Annotated in this window: 16 protein-coding genes; 8 read left to right on the top strand and 8 right to left on the bottom strand. The window is 64.8% G+C overall.

Annotated features, from left to right (window positions below; genetic code table 11):
- Positions 1-59: 59 nt before the first annotated feature.
- Both AC0L2F_RS29045 and AC0L2F_RS29040 read right to left on the bottom strand, forming a co-directional pair.
- Positions 60-623 (bottom strand): cytochrome b/b6 domain-containing protein, encoded by a 564-nt coding sequence (locus tag AC0L2F_RS29045; protein ID WP_473250750.1) that lies wholly within the window; start codon positions 621-623, stop codon positions 60-62.
- A gap of 11 nt (positions 624-634) precedes the next feature.
- Entirely contained in the window at positions 635-910 is a 276-nt protein-coding gene (locus tag AC0L2F_RS29040) for a PepSY domain-containing protein (protein WP_473250749.1), read from the bottom strand.
- Between the two features lie 275 nt (positions 911-1,185).
- On the opposite strand from AC0L2F_RS29040, the gene AC0L2F_RS29035 reads away from it, so the two are divergent.
- Genes AC0L2F_RS29035 through AC0L2F_RS29025 form a run of 3 tightly spaced genes read left to right on the top strand, consistent with a single transcriptional unit; the run spans position 1,186 to position 3,571 of the window.
- Positions 1,186-1,473, top strand: coding sequence for a PepSY domain-containing protein (locus AC0L2F_RS29035; protein WP_007609379.1), 288 nt, complete (start codon positions 1,186-1,188; stop codon positions 1,471-1,473).
- On the top strand, positions 1,473-2,138 hold the full coding sequence (locus AC0L2F_RS29030; RefSeq protein ID WP_063992680.1) for a response regulator transcription factor: 666 nt from the start codon (positions 1,473-1,475) through the stop codon (positions 2,136-2,138). The genes AC0L2F_RS29035 and AC0L2F_RS29030 overlap by 1 nt, the downstream gene beginning before the upstream one ends.
- The gene (locus AC0L2F_RS29025) at positions 2,135-3,571 is read left to right on the top strand and encodes a sensor histidine kinase (protein WP_473250748.1); all 1,437 of its coding nucleotides are present in this window, start codon (positions 2,135-2,137) and stop codon (positions 3,569-3,571) included. Before AC0L2F_RS29030 ends, AC0L2F_RS29025 begins: the two co-directional genes overlap by 4 nt.
- An 85-nt stretch (positions 3,572-3,656) precedes the next feature.
- On the opposite strand, the gene ppx is transcribed toward AC0L2F_RS29025, so the two are convergent.
- The 4 genes from ppx to AC0L2F_RS29005 all read right to left on the bottom strand — a co-directional run bounded on the left by ppx (position 3,657) and on the right by AC0L2F_RS29005 (position 8,809).
- Positions 3,657-5,159 (bottom strand): exopolyphosphatase, encoded by a 1,503-nt coding sequence (ppx, locus tag AC0L2F_RS29020; protein WP_473250747.1) that lies wholly within the window; start codon positions 5,157-5,159, stop codon positions 3,657-3,659.
- Positions 5,160-5,174: 15 nt separating this feature from the next.
- Positions 5,175-7,367 carry an RNA degradosome polyphosphate kinase gene (locus tag AC0L2F_RS29015; RefSeq protein ID WP_473250746.1) on the bottom strand — a complete coding sequence of 731 codons (2,193 nt, stop codon included), beginning with the start codon at positions 7,365-7,367 and terminating at the stop codon, positions 5,175-5,177.
- A gap of 128 nt (positions 7,368-7,495) precedes the next feature.
- Positions 7,496-8,173, bottom strand: a complete 678-nt coding sequence (locus tag AC0L2F_RS29010) for a P-loop NTPase family protein (RefSeq protein WP_063992677.1) — start codon at positions 8,171-8,173, stop codon at positions 7,496-7,498.
- A gap of 93 nt (positions 8,174-8,266) precedes the next feature.
- Complete coding sequence (locus AC0L2F_RS29005; protein WP_026233129.1) at positions 8,267-8,809, bottom strand: CDP-alcohol phosphatidyltransferase family protein; 543 nt, start codon at positions 8,807-8,809, stop codon at positions 8,267-8,269.
- Between the two features lie 155 nt (positions 8,810-8,964).
- Here AC0L2F_RS29005 and purM point away from each other — a divergent pair, with 155 nt between their 5' ends.
- Together purM and purN are read left to right on the top strand one after the other, a co-directional pair.
- Entirely contained in the window at positions 8,965-10,038 is a 1,074-nt protein-coding gene (gene purM, locus AC0L2F_RS29000) for a phosphoribosylformylglycinamidine cyclo-ligase (protein WP_007609393.1), read from the top strand.
- Positions 10,039-10,052: 14 nt separating this feature from the next.
- Positions 10,053-10,706 (top strand): phosphoribosylglycinamide formyltransferase, encoded by a 654-nt coding sequence (purN, locus tag AC0L2F_RS28995; protein WP_473250745.1) that lies wholly within the window; start codon positions 10,053-10,055, stop codon positions 10,704-10,706.
- A 96-nt stretch (positions 10,707-10,802) separates the two neighbouring features.
- Here the strand turns inward: purN and AC0L2F_RS28990 are convergent, their stop codons facing one another.
- Positions 10,803-11,009: a cold-shock protein gene (locus AC0L2F_RS28990; RefSeq protein WP_007591938.1), complete on the bottom strand. Its 207-nt coding sequence runs from the start codon at positions 11,007-11,009 to the stop codon at positions 10,803-10,805.
- 377 nt (positions 11,010-11,386) lie between these two features.
- Here AC0L2F_RS28990 and AC0L2F_RS28985 point away from each other — a divergent pair, with 377 nt between their 5' ends.
- On the top strand, positions 11,387-12,535 hold the full coding sequence (locus AC0L2F_RS28985; RefSeq protein WP_473250744.1) for an autotransporter outer membrane beta-barrel domain-containing protein: 1,149 nt from the start codon (positions 11,387-11,389) through the stop codon (positions 12,533-12,535).
- A 79-nt stretch (positions 12,536-12,614) separates the two neighbouring features.
- Here the strand turns inward: AC0L2F_RS28985 and AC0L2F_RS28980 are convergent, their stop codons facing one another.
- The gene (locus AC0L2F_RS28980) at positions 12,615-13,655 is read right to left on the bottom strand and encodes a LysR family transcriptional regulator (protein ID WP_473250743.1); all 1,041 of its coding nucleotides are present in this window, start codon (positions 13,653-13,655) and stop codon (positions 12,615-12,617) included.
- Positions 13,656-13,726: 71 nt separating this feature from the next.
- Here AC0L2F_RS28980 and AC0L2F_RS28975 point away from each other — a divergent pair, with 71 nt between their 5' ends.
- Both AC0L2F_RS28975 and AC0L2F_RS28970 read left to right on the top strand, forming a co-directional pair.
- Positions 13,727-14,344, top strand: coding sequence for a hypothetical protein (locus tag AC0L2F_RS28975; RefSeq protein WP_007609400.1), 618 nt, complete (start codon positions 13,727-13,729; stop codon positions 14,342-14,344).
- A complete protein-coding gene (locus tag AC0L2F_RS28970; protein ID WP_007591919.1) occupies positions 14,331-14,951 on the top strand; it encodes a GNAT family N-acetyltransferase in 621 nt (206 codons plus the stop codon). The genes AC0L2F_RS28975 and AC0L2F_RS28970 overlap by 14 nt, the downstream gene beginning before the upstream one ends.
- Positions 14,952-14,969: the final 18 nt, after the last annotated feature.

Genomic DNA, 14,969 nt, shown 5'->3' with positions numbered 1-14,969 from the left:
GGAAGCCAAGCTGCCGTCCCACCTCTCGGAGAGGCGGCAGTAAGGCCAACCAATCTCGCTCATGTTGGACGCTTCCTCCCGGTGATCATCGCTTTCACCAGGCTCTCGCGGTGCTCGAAGCTCGCCAGCAGGACGCCAAACACGTGGACGACGACGAGACCGATCGTGAGGTTGGCGAACGCCTCATGCACCTCCTCCACCCATTTTGCTCCCCAAAAGCTACCGGTCGTCATCATGTAACCGGTGAGGCAGGTGCCGAGCAGAGTGACGATCAGCGCCACCACCATCGTGCCACCGGCTGGATTGTGGCCGAGATAGCGTGGCGCCCTCAGCAGCGCCACGTCGCGCATGTAGGCGAGCACTGCACGCGGGGAACGCACGAAGTCGCGAAAGCGCGCATGGCGCGGCCCCACGAAGCCCCACACGATCCGTAACGCGAGCAACCCGGCAATAATATAGCCGGCGGCGATATGGACATTTTCGATCTCGTCACCGGTCGCATAAGCGAGCAGAAACAGCCCGGCCAGCGACCAATGGAAAATGCGCACGAAGGCGTCCCAGACCTTGACCGAGGCCGGCGGCTTCTCGCCGCCAGCCAGGGTCGCGTCGTGAATGGCGCTCATGGTGCTGACCCTTACAGCTGACCGACGATCTGGCCGCTGGTCGGATCGACAAACAACTCGACCCGGCTGCCCGACTTGTCGATAGTGTAGAGTTCACCACAGGCATTCTTGAGCTTGGCCTTCTGAACTTTGTAGCCTTGGGCTTCGACCCTGGCCTGCAGTTGTTCGAGCGACAGCCAGCTTGTCTGTGGCGCTGCAGTGCAGGGACGCCCGAGGCTGCCGGCGTGAGCGGTCGCGGCGGCTGCGAGCAAGGCGGCGGTGGCGGTGAACATGGTGATCTTGCGCATGGTTCTCTCCGGCTTGTGGCGCCCGGCCGCGTCATGCGGCGAGGCGTCGAGCGGAAATTGGCAGAAGAGCCCTGACGGCCACCTGTTGGGTGGTGTCAGTGAATTGTCAGCCAAGCGACCAATGAGCGGCAACGCTCCAGGCCCGGAAGCCGGCGGTAACCGGGGTCCGCTGCCCGGCCTGGCCCCTATTGATCCACGTCAGCGTTTCGTCAGGTCGATTGGGGCATTCTTTGTCCATGCAATCAGCTGGTCTTATGCGATTCCTCGCAGTTCCAATGCTGGCGGGCGTCGTGCTCGCGTCAGGGCCCGCGGCTGCAGGCGACCACGATAATGGCGCGCCCGACGCGGTTCGCCGTGCAGTCGAGGCGGGCGAGATCAAGTCACTCGCCGATATCCTCGCATCCGTCCGAGGCAAGCTGCCGGGCGAGGTCGCCGGCGTCGAAATAGAGCGTCAGCGCGGCCGCTGGATCTATGAGCTCCGCATCGTCGGCGACAAGGGCCACCTCTACGAAGCGTATGTGGACGCGCGCAGCGGCGAGATTGAACGCATCAAGGAGAAGTGATGCGCCTGCTGCTCGTGGAGGATGACCGACGGATCGCGGCCGATGTGGAGACGGCCTTGCGCGCGGGCGGCTATGTGGTCGAAACCGTCCGCAACGGCGAGGAAGCCTGGTTTCGCGGTGACACCGAGGACTACGGCGCCGTCGTCCTCGATCTCGGCTTGCCCGGCATGGACGGCCTCGCCGTCCTCAAGCGATGGCGCGCGAACGGACGGTCCATGCCGGTGCTGATCCTGACGGCGCGTGGCAGCTGGGCCGAGCGCGTCGACGGTATCGACGCGGGCGCCGACGACTACCTGCCCAAGCCCTTCCGCATGGAGGAATTGCTGGCGCGGTTGCGCTCGATCGTGCGCCGCGCGGCGGGGCATGCCTCCCCAAAGATTGTCGCCGGCGAGGTCGAACTCGACGAGCGCCAGATGAAGGTGACGCTGCGCGGCGTGCCCGTCGCGTTGTCGCCTTTGGAATACCGCCTGATCGCCTTTCTCTTGCACCACCGAGGCCGCGTGGTGTCGCAGCATGAGCTCGACGAAAACGTCTATGGTCACGGCGAAGACCATGAGTCGAACGCGCTCGAGGTGCTGGTCGGCCGCGTGCGCAAGAAGCTCGGTGCCGATCTGATCGAGACCAGGCGCGGCTTCGGCTATCTGGTACCGGAGAGGACGCCGTGAGCCGGGGCTCGCTGCGGCTGCGACTGATCGCTGGCGGATTCGTAGCTATCCTGATCGCGCTGACCATCGCCGGCGCCGGGCTGACGCTGTTGTTCGAGCGCCACGTCACGCGCACCATCGGCGACGACCTCGACGTCTATCTCAAGCAACTCCTCGCAGGTATCGACGTCGATGCGCAGGGCAAGCTGATGGTGGGCCGCCCGCCGGCCGACCCGCGGTTTGCAGACCCGCTTTCGGGTTTGTATTGGCAGGTATCAGACGACGACGGCCAGGTGCTGCGTTCACGTTCGCTGTGGGACACGGCGCTGGACTTGCCGCAGGATGAGCCGTCGCCTGGCGAATTGCACCGTCACGTCATCCTTGGCCCCGCGAACGCGCGGCTCCTGGTCAGTGAACGCCGCGTGCTGCTTACCGTGAGCGACCGCCGTGCGCCGGTGCGCGTCGCGGTGGCCGGCGATCTCGCCCGCGCGTCGGCCGCCGCCGCGCAATTCGCCAAGGATCTGGTGCTGGCGCTCGGCCTGCTGAGCCTGGTGCTGGCGGTGGCCACCTCGATCCAAGTCGGACTAGGCTTACGCCCGCTCGACGCGCTTCGCCGCGGTGTCGCGGACGTCCGCTCCGGCCAGCGCAAGCATCTCCCCGTCGACGTTCCTGCCGAAGTGAAGCCTCTGGTGGAAGAGGTCAACAGCCTGATCGATGCCCAGGAGCGCGAGATCGAGCGTTCGCGCAGCCGTGCCGCTGACCTGGCGCACGGATTGAAGACGCCGCTTGCCGCACTCGCGGCAGATGTCGCGATTTTGCGTCGGCGAGGTGAGCAGGACGTCGCCCAGGCAATCGAATCCGTCGGCGACGCGATGAGCCGTCACGTCGACCGCGAACTGGCGCGTGCCCGGGCGCGGGGGACGGCACGACAGCGCGGCCATGTTTCCACGCCACTCAGACCGCTTGTCGAGTCCCTGATGCTGACGCTGGCGCGCACGTCCACTGCGCAGCGGCTTGAATTCAGGACCTGCATAACGGGCGAGCCGATCGTGCCGCTCGATCGCACTGATCTGGCCGAGGTGCTGGGCAATCTCCTGGAAAATGCCGCCCGTCACGCCAAGAGCCAAGTGCGCATCGGCGCGGATGCCACCGCGAATCCGGCGATCACGGTCGAGGACGACGGCCCGGGCATCGCGTCCGCCGAACGCGGCCGCGTGCTCGAACGCGGTGCAAGGCTGGACGAGCGCGGCGAGGGTACCGGCCTTGGCCTCGCCATCGTTCAGGACGTGCTCAGTGCCTATCGTTGGCAGCTTGTTCTCACCGACTCCGAGCTCGGCGGACTGAAAGCCATCGTCACGCCGGAGGGCAGCCGCGATCGAATGGCTGCTCCTGGTCAAAAACCCGGATCGCCCGCACAGGAGGGGCGCTGTGGCTGGGAACAGCCGCTCCGATAGAATGTTCCGCTTCGTGGCTTTACCAGCCTGTTCATTGAGCGCCCGTTGGCCAAGGCAGCGTTGCCTTGCGCGCCGCTTCTGTTTGTCACCGCCGCACGATCGAGCCGGCGCGGTTGATCAGGCGGGCGAGTGCGCGGAAGCGGCTGCCGACGCGATCCGCGACGAGATCGCCGAGGCGGTGCTCGAACACCAGCAACAGCTTGCGGCCCACGCTGCGGAAGTGCGTCGCGGGCAAGACGCCCGGACGAGCCGCCGAGATCAGATGCGCGACGCGGAAGGCCGCGCCCAGCAGGCGGGCGCGTTCGAGCTGCGCCGGCGTCAGCAGCTCCTGCATGGCGACCGGCGGCTGGTTCTCCTCGCTGAGCCCCGCATAGCGATAGAACACGGACAGGCCGACGAAGGCGCGCTCGGTGTGGGTGATCGCGCCGAAATTGCCGTTGACGACGAGGCTCAGCGTCTGCTCGCCGCGATGGTCGGGATGCACGCGCCAGCCGATGTCGGACAGCAGGCACGCGGCGTGGCGCAGGCGGCGGTCCTCCGCGGTCTCGCGCAGCTTCACCACGCGCGCGAGGCGGTCGGTCCAGGCGATCAGCTCGCGCGCGTGCCTTGCCGAACGCGACAGCAGCTGGTTCAGCTCCTCGGCCGCGCAGATCAGTCCGTCCTTGTTGCGTTCGGAGTCCGGCAGCTTCTCGTGCAACAGGCCCTCGCGCACGCCGAAGGTCGAGAACACGATGGTCTTCGGCTTCGCCACCCGGATGATGTGCTCGAGCACCAGCGCCGCATAGGTGAGGAGCGGACGCCGGGCATCGGCGACGATCTCGATGTCGGCGAGCATGCCGGCGGCCGCAAGCCGGCGGAGACGACGTGAGAAATCGAGTGCCTCGGCAGCCGAAATCGAATAGCCGTGCATCACCTGGAGCGGATAGCCGCTCTGGATGATGTGGATGCGCGCAAGCGCGCGCCAGGTGCCGCCGACAGCGTAGAAGCTGCGGCCGCTCCCTGCCTTGAGCTGCGGCACCCCGTCGAGCGCTTCGCGCACAATGCGGTCGGCGCGTTTCAGGGATTTGTGCGCGAGGTCCTGCAGCGCGAGCCCGCCGAGCGGCAGCGTCACGCCGCTGCGCACAGTGTTTTTGCGCACGTCGATCAGTTCGAGCGAGCCGCCGCCGAGGTCACCGACGATGCCGTCGGGATGATGGATGCCGGAGATCACGCCAAGCGCCGACAGCCGCGCCTCGCGCGAGCCCGACAGGATCTCGATTTTCACCGCGCAGATGCGCTCGGCTTTGGCGATGAAGTCGGGGCCATTGGAGGCGTCGCGGCAGGCGGCGGTCGCAATCGCAAACACCCGTCCGACCTGCATCACCCGGCACAACGCACGGAAGCGCTTGAGCGAGGTCAGCGCCTTGTCGACGGCGTCGGGCGCAAGCAGTCCCGTGCTCTGCACCTCGCGCCCGAGGCCGCACAGCGTCTTCTCGTTGAAGATCGGAATCAGGCTCCGCGTCAGTCCCTCGTAGACGACGAGCCGGACCGAGTTGGAGCCGATGTCGATGACCGCGACGCTCGAGCCGCGCTTGCGCGGCCGCTTCACGTCGACGATCCCGGATCAGGATTGATGACGTTCATTACGGCGCGTGAGGCGGCGCGGCGAGGATTCCTTGAGCGACTTACCACGGCCAGACAGACTCGGATTTGTCATGAAGTAGTTGTGGACGTTGAAAGGCTCCTCGCCCTTCGCGGTCTTCATACGCGTTGAGGACCCGTCCGGCAACAATTGCCAGCTCTGTTCATTGTCCTTGAGATTCGCAACCATGATCTGTTCGAGAACCTGCTGATGCACCGTGGGATTTTGCAGCGGACACAGCACCTCGACGCGGCGGTCGAGGTTGCGCGGCATCATGTCGGCCGAGGAGATATACACAGCCGCTTTCGCGCTCGGCAGGCCCTGGCCCATGCCGAAGCAGTAGATTCGGCCGTGCTCCAGGAAGCGTCCGATGATCGACTTGACGCGAATGTTCTCCGACAGCCCGGGAATGCCGGGCCGCAGGCAGCAGATACCGCGTACCACGAGCTCGACCTGCACGCCGGCCTGTGAGGCCTCGTAGAGCGCGTCGATGATGTCGGGGTCGACCAGCGCGTTCATCTTCATCCAGACCGCACCGGGCCGGCCGTGCCGCGCATGCGCGGTCTCGCCCTGGATGTGCTCGATGATGCGCTTGCGCAAGGTCAGCGGCGAGACCGCCATCTTTTCCAGATCGCTCGGCGCGGCATAGCCGGTGATGAAGTTGAACACGCGGGCGGCGTCGCGGCCGATGGTCGGGTCCGAGGTGAAGTAGGAGAGGTCGGTGTAGATGCGCGCTGTCACCGGATGATAATTGCCGGTGCCGGTGTGGACGTAGGTCGTGAGGCTGCCGCCTTCACGGCGCACCACCATTGACAATTTCGCGTGGGTCTTCAGTTCAAGGAAGCCATAGACGACCTGCACGCCGGCGCGCTCGAGGTCGCGCGCCCAGCGAATGTTGGCCTCTTCGTCGAAGCGCGCCTTCAGCTCGATCAGCGCGGTGACGGATTTGCCGGCTTCGGCGGCTTCCACGAGCGCGCGCACGATCGGCGAGTTGCTCGAGGTGCGGTAGAGCGTCTGCTTGATGGCGACGACATCGGGGTCGCGCGTCGCCTGCTGGAGAAACTGCACCACGACGTCGAACGATTCGTAGGGGTGATGAACGACGAGATCCTTCTGCCGGATCGCAGCGAAGATGTCGCCGCCTTGCTCGCGCACGCGCTCGGGATGGCGGGGCACGTAAGGGGTGAATTCAAGGTCGGGCCGGTCGAGGCGGGTGAGCTGCGAGAGCTCGTTCATGGCGAGCACGCCATCGACCAGGAACACCTCGTCGTCGGCGGTCGATAGCGCGTGCTGCACGAAGCTGCGCAGCTGCTCCGGCATCTTGGCATCGATCTCGAGCCGGATCACCGAGCCGCGGCGGCGGCGCTTCAGCGCGGTCTCGAACAAGCGGACGAGATCCTCGGCCTCTTCCTCGATTTCGAGTTCGGAGTCGCGGATGACACGGAAGGCGCCCTGGCCATGCAGATTGTAGCCGGGGAACAGGCGGTTGATGAACAGCGCGGTGGCCTGCTCCAGCGAGATCAGCCGGACCACCTTGCCGTCAGCCGGCAGGCGGATGAAGCGGTCGATCTTGCCGGGCATGCGGATCAGCGCGTTCATCTGCTTGCCGTCGGCGGCGCGCGTGAGCTGGAGCGCGATGGTGAAGCCGAGGCTCGGAATGAACGGGAAGGGGTGGGCCGGGTCGATCGCGAGCGGAGTCAGCAGCGGGAACACGTTGCTGAGGAAGTAGTCCTCGACCCAGGTTCGTTCCGCCTTGGTGACCTCCTTGCCCTCGACCAGCACAATGCCCTCGTCGGCGAGCGTGCCGCGCAGGTCGCGCCAGATCGCCTGCTGGTCGGAGGCAAGCTGCGAGACGGTCCGGTTGATGAGCGCGAGCTGCTCGGATGGTGTCAGACCGTCGGGGCTGCGCTCGGCAATGCCCTCGCGCACCTGGGCTTTGATGCCGGCGACGCGGACCATGAAGAACTCGTCGAGGTTATTCGCTGAAATCGACAGGAATCGTACCCGCTCCAGCATGGGGTGGCTGGGATTGACCGATTCCTCCAGGACGCGGCGGTTGAAGTGCAGCCAGGAGAGCTCGCGATTGATGAACCGCTCGGGGTTCGACGCGATCGCCGGCGGGCCTTCGGCTTCCGGGGCTTTCTCTTTAACTTCAATAGCTTGCGCAGAGTCCATCAGAAGTCGATCCATCCAGTTCGCCCCAATTTGCGACTTAGCCGCAAAACCCGCGGGAGCATGTGTTAGAGCGATGACGTTTCGATGACATTGATGTTCCGCCGCCCGGCCGCGTCAAGCCGCCTTGGTCAGACTTCCCGGAGCAGCTCGGCCGCCAGGGCCCGGGTGACGGGGCGGCCGAGGCGCAGGGCCTCGCTGTCCAGCAGGTCCACAGCCCGTCGGGCGGCGGCCGAGGACCGCTCCAGGCGAGTGGCGAGGTAGCTGACCACGCTCTCGTCCACCGCGAGCTGGCGGTCGGCGCAGAATTTGACGATCAGGCCGCGGAAGAGCTGGTCGTCAGGCGGCAGCAGCGAGATAACGGGGACGGCGCGGAGCCGCGAGCGCAGGTCGGCGAGTTCGATCTCAAGAGAAGCGGGCGCCTCGCGCCCGGTGAAGAGGACGTAGGCGCCGTCCTCGCGGGCCAGATTCATCAGATGGAACAGGGCGCGCTCGTCGAATTCCCCGGCCTTGGGATCCTCGACCACCAGCGCGCCGGTGACGAGCGCAGCCGGGACGGCTTCGGCGGTCAGCCCATTGGCCGTGGTCGAGCGGGCGCCTGAAGCCTCTGCCCAGATCGCGGCGAGATGGCTCTTGCCGCTTCCTTCCGGGCCGGCCAGCCACATGATCCGGTTCGGCCATTCCGGCCAGGCGTCGATGAGGGCTAGACCGGCGGCGTTGACGGGGCCTTCGAGGAAATTGTCCCGGCTCAGACTCTCCGCATGCGGAAGCGAAAACGCCAATTGTCGGGGATGAACGCGGCCTGGCACGCTTGCTTTGCTCCGTGCCGGTGTGCCGGCTTCGTTTAAAGAGATGCGACTTAATCGAGCGGGAGTTGGCCTTTTACGGGGCCACTTCCCAACTCATTTGGCCTCGATCGTGCTCATGTGCCGCAACCATTCGACGAGATAGAGCGACACGGAGGAGAGCGTGAAGACCGTGACGAGGCCCATCAGGATTATATCATACGGACCGGGTTTGAACCCGAAGGCGAGGGCGGCCAGCACCAGCGCCGCGAACGCCACCTGGGCCACAGTGTTGAGCTTGGATACCTTCGAGGGCTTCATCTCCACAGGCCGGTCGAACAGCCACGATATGATCACGGCAGCGACGATCATGATGTCGCGCGAGACCACCAGGATGACGATCCAGCGCGGAATCGCGCCCCAGATGCCCAGCGCCATGTAGATCGAGACCAGCAGCGCCTTGTCGGCGAGCGGGTCGAGCAAGGCGCCGAGCTCGCTCGTCATGTTGAAGCGCTTGGCAAGGAAGCCGTCGACCGCGTCGCTGATACCGGCGATCAGGAAGACGGCGAACGCCACCTCCATTTGGCTCGACACGATGGCCCAGACGATGATCGGGACCAGCATGATGCGGCCCAAAGTAATGATGTTCGGTATACTCACACGGCGCTTCCCGGCACCCGGCCTGACCTCGAATTCGGCCCTTTGGAGGCTGAACCGGTTGATATCTCTACATAGTATACGGCGGCGCGCCATGCGAGCCATTGCGCGTCCCCGGAATTCGACGTAACCAGCCGCAAACCCACTGGAAATCGGGCATGACCGACCGCAAAAACGGCCTCACTTACGCCGATTCAGGCGTCGATATCGATGCGGGCAACCGCTTGGTCGACCTGATCAAGCCGATGGTGCGCGCCACCGCACGTCCCGGCGCCGACGCCGAAATCGGCGGATTCGGCGGCCTGTTCGATCTCAAGGCGGCCGGTTTCAAGGATCCCATCCTGGTGGCCGCGACCGATGGCGTCGGCACCAAGGTCAAGATCGCGATCGAGACCGGGCTGCATGGCGGGATCGGCATCGACCTCGTCGCCATGAGCGTCAACGACCTCGTGGTGCAGGGCGCCGAGCCGCTGTTCTTCCTCGACTATTTTGCCTGCGGCAAGCTCGATCCGGAGGCGACCGCGTCGATCGTGGCCGGTGTCGCCGAAGGCTGCCGCGAATCCGGCTGCGCCCTGATCGGTGGCGAGACGGCCGAGATGCCCGGCCTCTACAAGGACGGCGACTACGACCTCGGCGGCTTTGCCGTCGGCGCCGCGGAGCGGGGCACGCTCTTGCCGCGCAAGGACATTGCTGCCGGCGATGCCGTGATCGGGCTCGCCTCGTCGGGTGTGCACTCCAACGGTTTCTCGCTGGTGCGCAAGATCGTGGAACAATCCGGCCTCGGCTTCGGGGCGCAGGCGCCGTTTGCGCCCGTCATGACGCTCGGCGGCGCGTTGCTGACGCCGACGCGTCTCTACGTCAAATCCTGCCTGCGCGCGATCCGCGAGACCGGCGCGGTGAAGGGGCTTGCCCACATCACCGGAGGCGGCTTCACCGACAACATTCCGCGCGTGCTGCCGAAGCATCTCGGCGTCGGTATCGATCTGGCGCGCCTGCCAGTGCTGCCGGTATTCAAATGGCTGGCCGCGCAGGCCGGCATTGCCGAACTCGAAATGCTGCGGACCTTCAATTGCGGGATCGGCATGATCGCGATCGTCGAGCCGGACAAGGTCGAAGAGGTCGTCGAGGTCTTCGCCGCTGCCGGCGAGACCGTGGCACAGCTCGGCACCGTGATCCCGGCCGAGGGCGAGCACCGCGTCGTCTATAACGGCCATCTCGATATGGCGCTGTAGTGACCGGCGCTGTGATGAAACGCCGCGTCGCCATCCTGATTTCCGGCCGTGGCTCCAACATGGCTGCGCTGATCAAGGGCGCGGCCGCGCCGGATTTTCCGGCGGAGATTTCGCTCGTCATCTCGAACAAGGCCGATGCGCTTGGGCTGGAAAGGGCCAAAGCGAGTAGCGTGAAGACGCTGGTGATCGAAAGCAAGCCGTTCGGCAAGGACCGCGCCGGCTTCGAGAAGGTGCTGCAAGCAGCGCTCGATCGGCACGGCATCGAGCTGATTTGCCTCGGCGGCTTCATGCGCCTGTTCACGGCCGAATTCACCAAGGCCTGGTACGGGCGGATGCTCAACATCCATCCCTCGCTGCTGCCGTCCTTCCCCGGTCTCGACCCGCACGGCCAGGCTTTGCGCGCCGGCGTCAAGCTGTCCGGCGCGACGGTGCACTTCGTGATCCCCGAGACCGATGCCGGCCCTATCGTGATGCAGGGCGCGGTTCCCGTCAGCGACCACGACACGGCGGACACGCTGTCGGAGCGTATCCTCGAAGTCGAGCACCGCATCTATCCCGCAGCACTGAGCCTGCTCGCGACCGGCAAGGTCCGGATCGAGGGCGATGTGTGCAAGACCGCGGGCAGCGGGCCTTCGGAGAATTTTCTGGTTGCACCGTTGGTGCGGTGAAGCGCCGTCGCACTCGGAATACTTCTCATCCCCAACAAAAACCCCCGGCAGAGCCGGGGGCAACGTCATGATCTCTTGCGCAGACCGCGAGAGAAATCAGGAAACCTTGAGGTTCTCCGCGGATGCCTTGCCGCGGTTCTCCACGAGGTCGTATTCAACCACCTGATTTTCATTGAGGGTCGAGAGTCCGGCGCGCTCGACGGCGGAGATGTGGACGAAGACGTCCTTGTCACTGCCGTTCGGCTTGATGAACCCATAGCCCTTGGTCGGGTTGAACCATTTGACGGTGCCCTTTTGCGGCATCCTCAGTCTCCTCCGCTAGATACAAAAACGACGCGGCCGCTTTTCGCGTGCCACGCCACAAACGGGCTTCCGGTAGTCTGTTCGAGTCTTGAGTCTCAATGTCGCGAAACGCACAGTCGAGCGGCCAATTCCGATTGTGTCCGATATTGCAACATGAAAATCGCCCGTTAGCAAGCCGCGCGCGAATTTCAAGAGCCGACCGGAGTACCCGACCGCAATTTGCGACCTGTGGCCGCGGAACCACAATCGGAAGCAATGCCTTTGCCTGGACGCGCCAGCCGGTTGACCCTCAGTAACAGTTCGGCACAAATCGCGGCACGCGTGCGCCGCTCCTGTTGCATTTTTGGGCGCCGCCCTTTGCTTCGGGATTTGTCGCCATGTGCTGCATTTCGCAGCCCTCAGAGACACGGCAGGCGATCAGGCTGAACCGCGTCCGTTGGATCGCGGCTGCCGTGGCGTTTGCGCTCATTGTGGTACTCTCGACGACATCAGGCTTTGCGCAAAGTCCGACGCCCACGCCGACCCCGACTCCCACGCCGTCACCGACGCCGATTCCGATGCCGACAGCGACCAATTACGACCAGTCGGCCGGCAACAGCGCGCTCAATCTCGGCTCGAATTTCCTGGAGCGGCTCGGCAACCAGGCATCTGGCGGCATCAACCGGGCGTTTCGGACCAATCCCGGCGGCGGCGGCGCATCGGCGGGCGCAGAAGATCCGCGCTACCGCACCTGGTTCGAGGGCTACGGCATCTCGGTCCGGACAGATGCGCAAGGAGACTTTGTCGGCGACAAGCGCAAGACGTTTGGCGGTGTCGCAGGCTTCGGCGCGCGGCTCGCGCCGGGTGTCAATCTCGGCTTCTCCGTCGACCAGAGCCACACCGACATCGACGTGCCGCTCGCACTTCAGTCTGCGACGCTGGACCTGACGCAACTCGGCTTCAGCGGCTCCGTCGACAAGGGCCCATGGACCTGGGCTTTCGCCCTGGTGCACGGCTTCGGCAAGGTCCGCTCGAGCCGGGATACGGGTCTGGGACTTGCGACCGCGGGTTATCGCGCCGCAGTCGACGGCGCCCTGACCGAGATCAGTTATTACTGGACCAAGGACCAGATGCGCGTCGTACCGAAGGGCGCACTGGAATATGTCCGCGCCACCAGCGTCGCGTTCCAGGAGGTTGGCGGCCTCGATCCACTCAATGTCGGCTCGACGGCGCTCTCGCGCGCGCGGGTCATGATCGGAGCCGAGATCGGGCGCTACTTCATCTTCGACCAGAGGATCCTGGACCTGTCCGCCTATGGCAAGTTCGTCGACAATTTCCATCAGAACCTGGGATCGGTGCAGGTCAGCCTCGGGACCCAGAGCATCGTCGTGCCCGGCATCGGCGAGAGCCGCTACGGCATGGATGCCGGCGCCTCGGCCTCACTCAGCCTGACCAACACGGCGCGGCTCTACGTCAATTACGACGGCAAGTTCCGCAACGAGCTGACGTCGCATCAGGGCACGGTCGGCTTCGAACATCGGTGGTGAGGCGAAGCCTGCCCGCGTCGGCCCAGAGGAGGATCCGGAAAACTGCGGCGCGGTTTTACGAAAGGATCGTGCTCGAGTTTTAAGTCGGCATTGCCGCGACATATCCCGCCAATCCAAAACCCTCGCGCGCGGCCGTCATCATCGGCGCCAGCGCGTTCGGGTGGATGAACTCGTCGCGGAAACAGGGATGGATCTTGGGGTCGAAGATTTTCTTCAGCCAATCGACCACGATCTTGTGGCGCTCGGAGGCGCGGAATTCCTTGTGATAGGTGAGCCAGAGATCGGCGTGGTGGCTGACGCCGAGATCGACGGCAACAAGCGGGGCGCCGAGCGCGATCGAAACCGTCGGCAGGAATCCGATGCCGGCGCCGCGCTCCACCGCATAGAGCACGCCGACCGAGGAATTGGTCTTGATCCCGACGATGCCCTCGAGCGACTCAAGTCCGAGCACGCGGGCATAAGCGCCGTCGTCGACCTGCGGGGCGCTCTGCTTGATGATGCGGTGGTTCTTCAGCTCGGCCAGGCTCGCCGGCACGCCGTAGAGGTTTTCGTACTCCTTGGACACGAAGGGATAGATGTGCAGCCGGCCGAGCTTGGCGACGATCAGATCGGGATTGGTCGGCGGCTCGAGCTGGATCGCGATATCGGATTCGAGCCGCGCGACGTCGGCCTGTTCCATCGCGCAGCGCAGGTCGACGGTGATCTTGCGATAGGTCTTCTGGAAGTCGATCAGTCGCGGCAGGATCCAGAAATTGCCGGGGCCTTCCGTCACCGCGACGCGCACGGTGCCTGACATATCGTTCGACGATCGCGAAGCACGCCGGAACACGTTGAAGGCATGACGCTCCATGTGCGCGACGTCGGCGATCATCGCGCTGCCTTCGTCGCTGAGCGTGAGCCCGCTCTGGTCGCGCAGGAACAGCTTGCAGTCGATGCTCTCTTCGAGCCGGTCGATCCTGCGCATCAGGGTGGTGGAGGTGAGCCCGAGCTCCTCGGCGGCGTTGCGGAAACTTTTATATTTTGCGCAAGCTAAAAACAGTTTCAAATCGTCCCAGGACATATCCAGGGCTTCTTCACGGTGCTGCATCACCGCAGCACCCCGGTGCAATAACTGTTGCATACGCCTGATCCCCAGCCGCTAAGCTCTTGGTCATAGCGGGGCACGAAAGCCGCAAACGATAGAGGGGTGACATGGGTATGGAAAGGGGCTCGTTTGCCGCAAGGCATGATTTCGACGCGCTGCCGCTCAGTCCGGATGTCGACGTACGTCGCGCCCAATTTTCCGAAATCGCCGCGCTTTCGCAGCTGGCGCACCGGCTGGTGCCGGGCGTTCGGATCGGGGCGACTGAGCTTGCAAAATATTTCGCCTACGATCCCGAGAGCATCCTGACTTTCAGCCGGAAGGGCAACCTCGTCGGGGGCATGGCTTTCCTGTTTCTCAACGATCGCGGGCATGATGCGCTGCTGCTCGACGAGATCTGCCTCACCGCGCCGGAGACGCGCCATCTCGCGTCCGCGAAGGAGGACGTTTCCGCCATCTACATCTGGGCGATCGCTGCGACGGGGCGCGGCGTCGCCGGTCTCGGCAAGGCCGCGGCTCATCTGAGACAGCTAAGGTTTCGCAACGCGGATTGCTATGCGCAGCCGTCAACCGTGGCCGGCCGCGACATCATGAAGGCGACAGGCTTCGAGCCTGTTCCAAGCTTCCAACCCGACCTGTGGTGCTACGAGCGGCCCTGGCATCGGCAGCCGATGCGCATGCCGGGCGCGATCATTCAAGCAAGGAGTTTTGCAGATGCACGGTACTAGGATTCCGCTCGCGAAGCCCGATTCCCGCGCCATCACCATTCGCCTCGCGCGCGATCTCAGCGATCTCATGCTGGTCACCTCGATCCGCTCAGCCGTCTATCTCGCCGAGCAGGATTGCCCGTTCGACGAGGAGTTCGACGGCAACGACATGGTCGCTGCGCATTTCATCGGCTATGTCGGCAACGAGCCTGCGGGCTGTCTGCGGGTGCGGTTCTTCGGCGATTTCGCCAAGGTGGAACGGCTTGCGGTGCGGCACCAATATCGGCGCTCGCGTGTCTCGTTCAAGCTGGTACAAGCGAGCGTCGACTATGTGAAGCGCAAGGGCTTTCGCAAGATTTACGGCCAGGCGCAGGACCGCCTGGTCGATTTCTGGGCCCATTTCGGCGCCAAGCCGCTTGGTCACAATCGCAAGATCACCTTTTCCGACTTCTCCTACACGGAAATGCTGCTGGAGATCGAACCGGGCCCGGATGCCATTACGCTGGACAGCGATCCGTACGTGATCATCCGCCCCGAGGGCGATTGGGACCGGCCGGGCGTGCTCGACGCCTCGGCAGGACGGGCCGTGACGTCGCCGCTGCGGGACGTCGCGCTCGCTGGCCGTTGAAACTGGTGCAGCTGCGCG

The organism is Bradyrhizobium sp. Ken64, assembly GCF_055807555.1.
The sequence above is the reverse complement of the archived record's forward strand: the minus strand, read 5'-3'. Positions and strand labels throughout refer to the sequence as shown.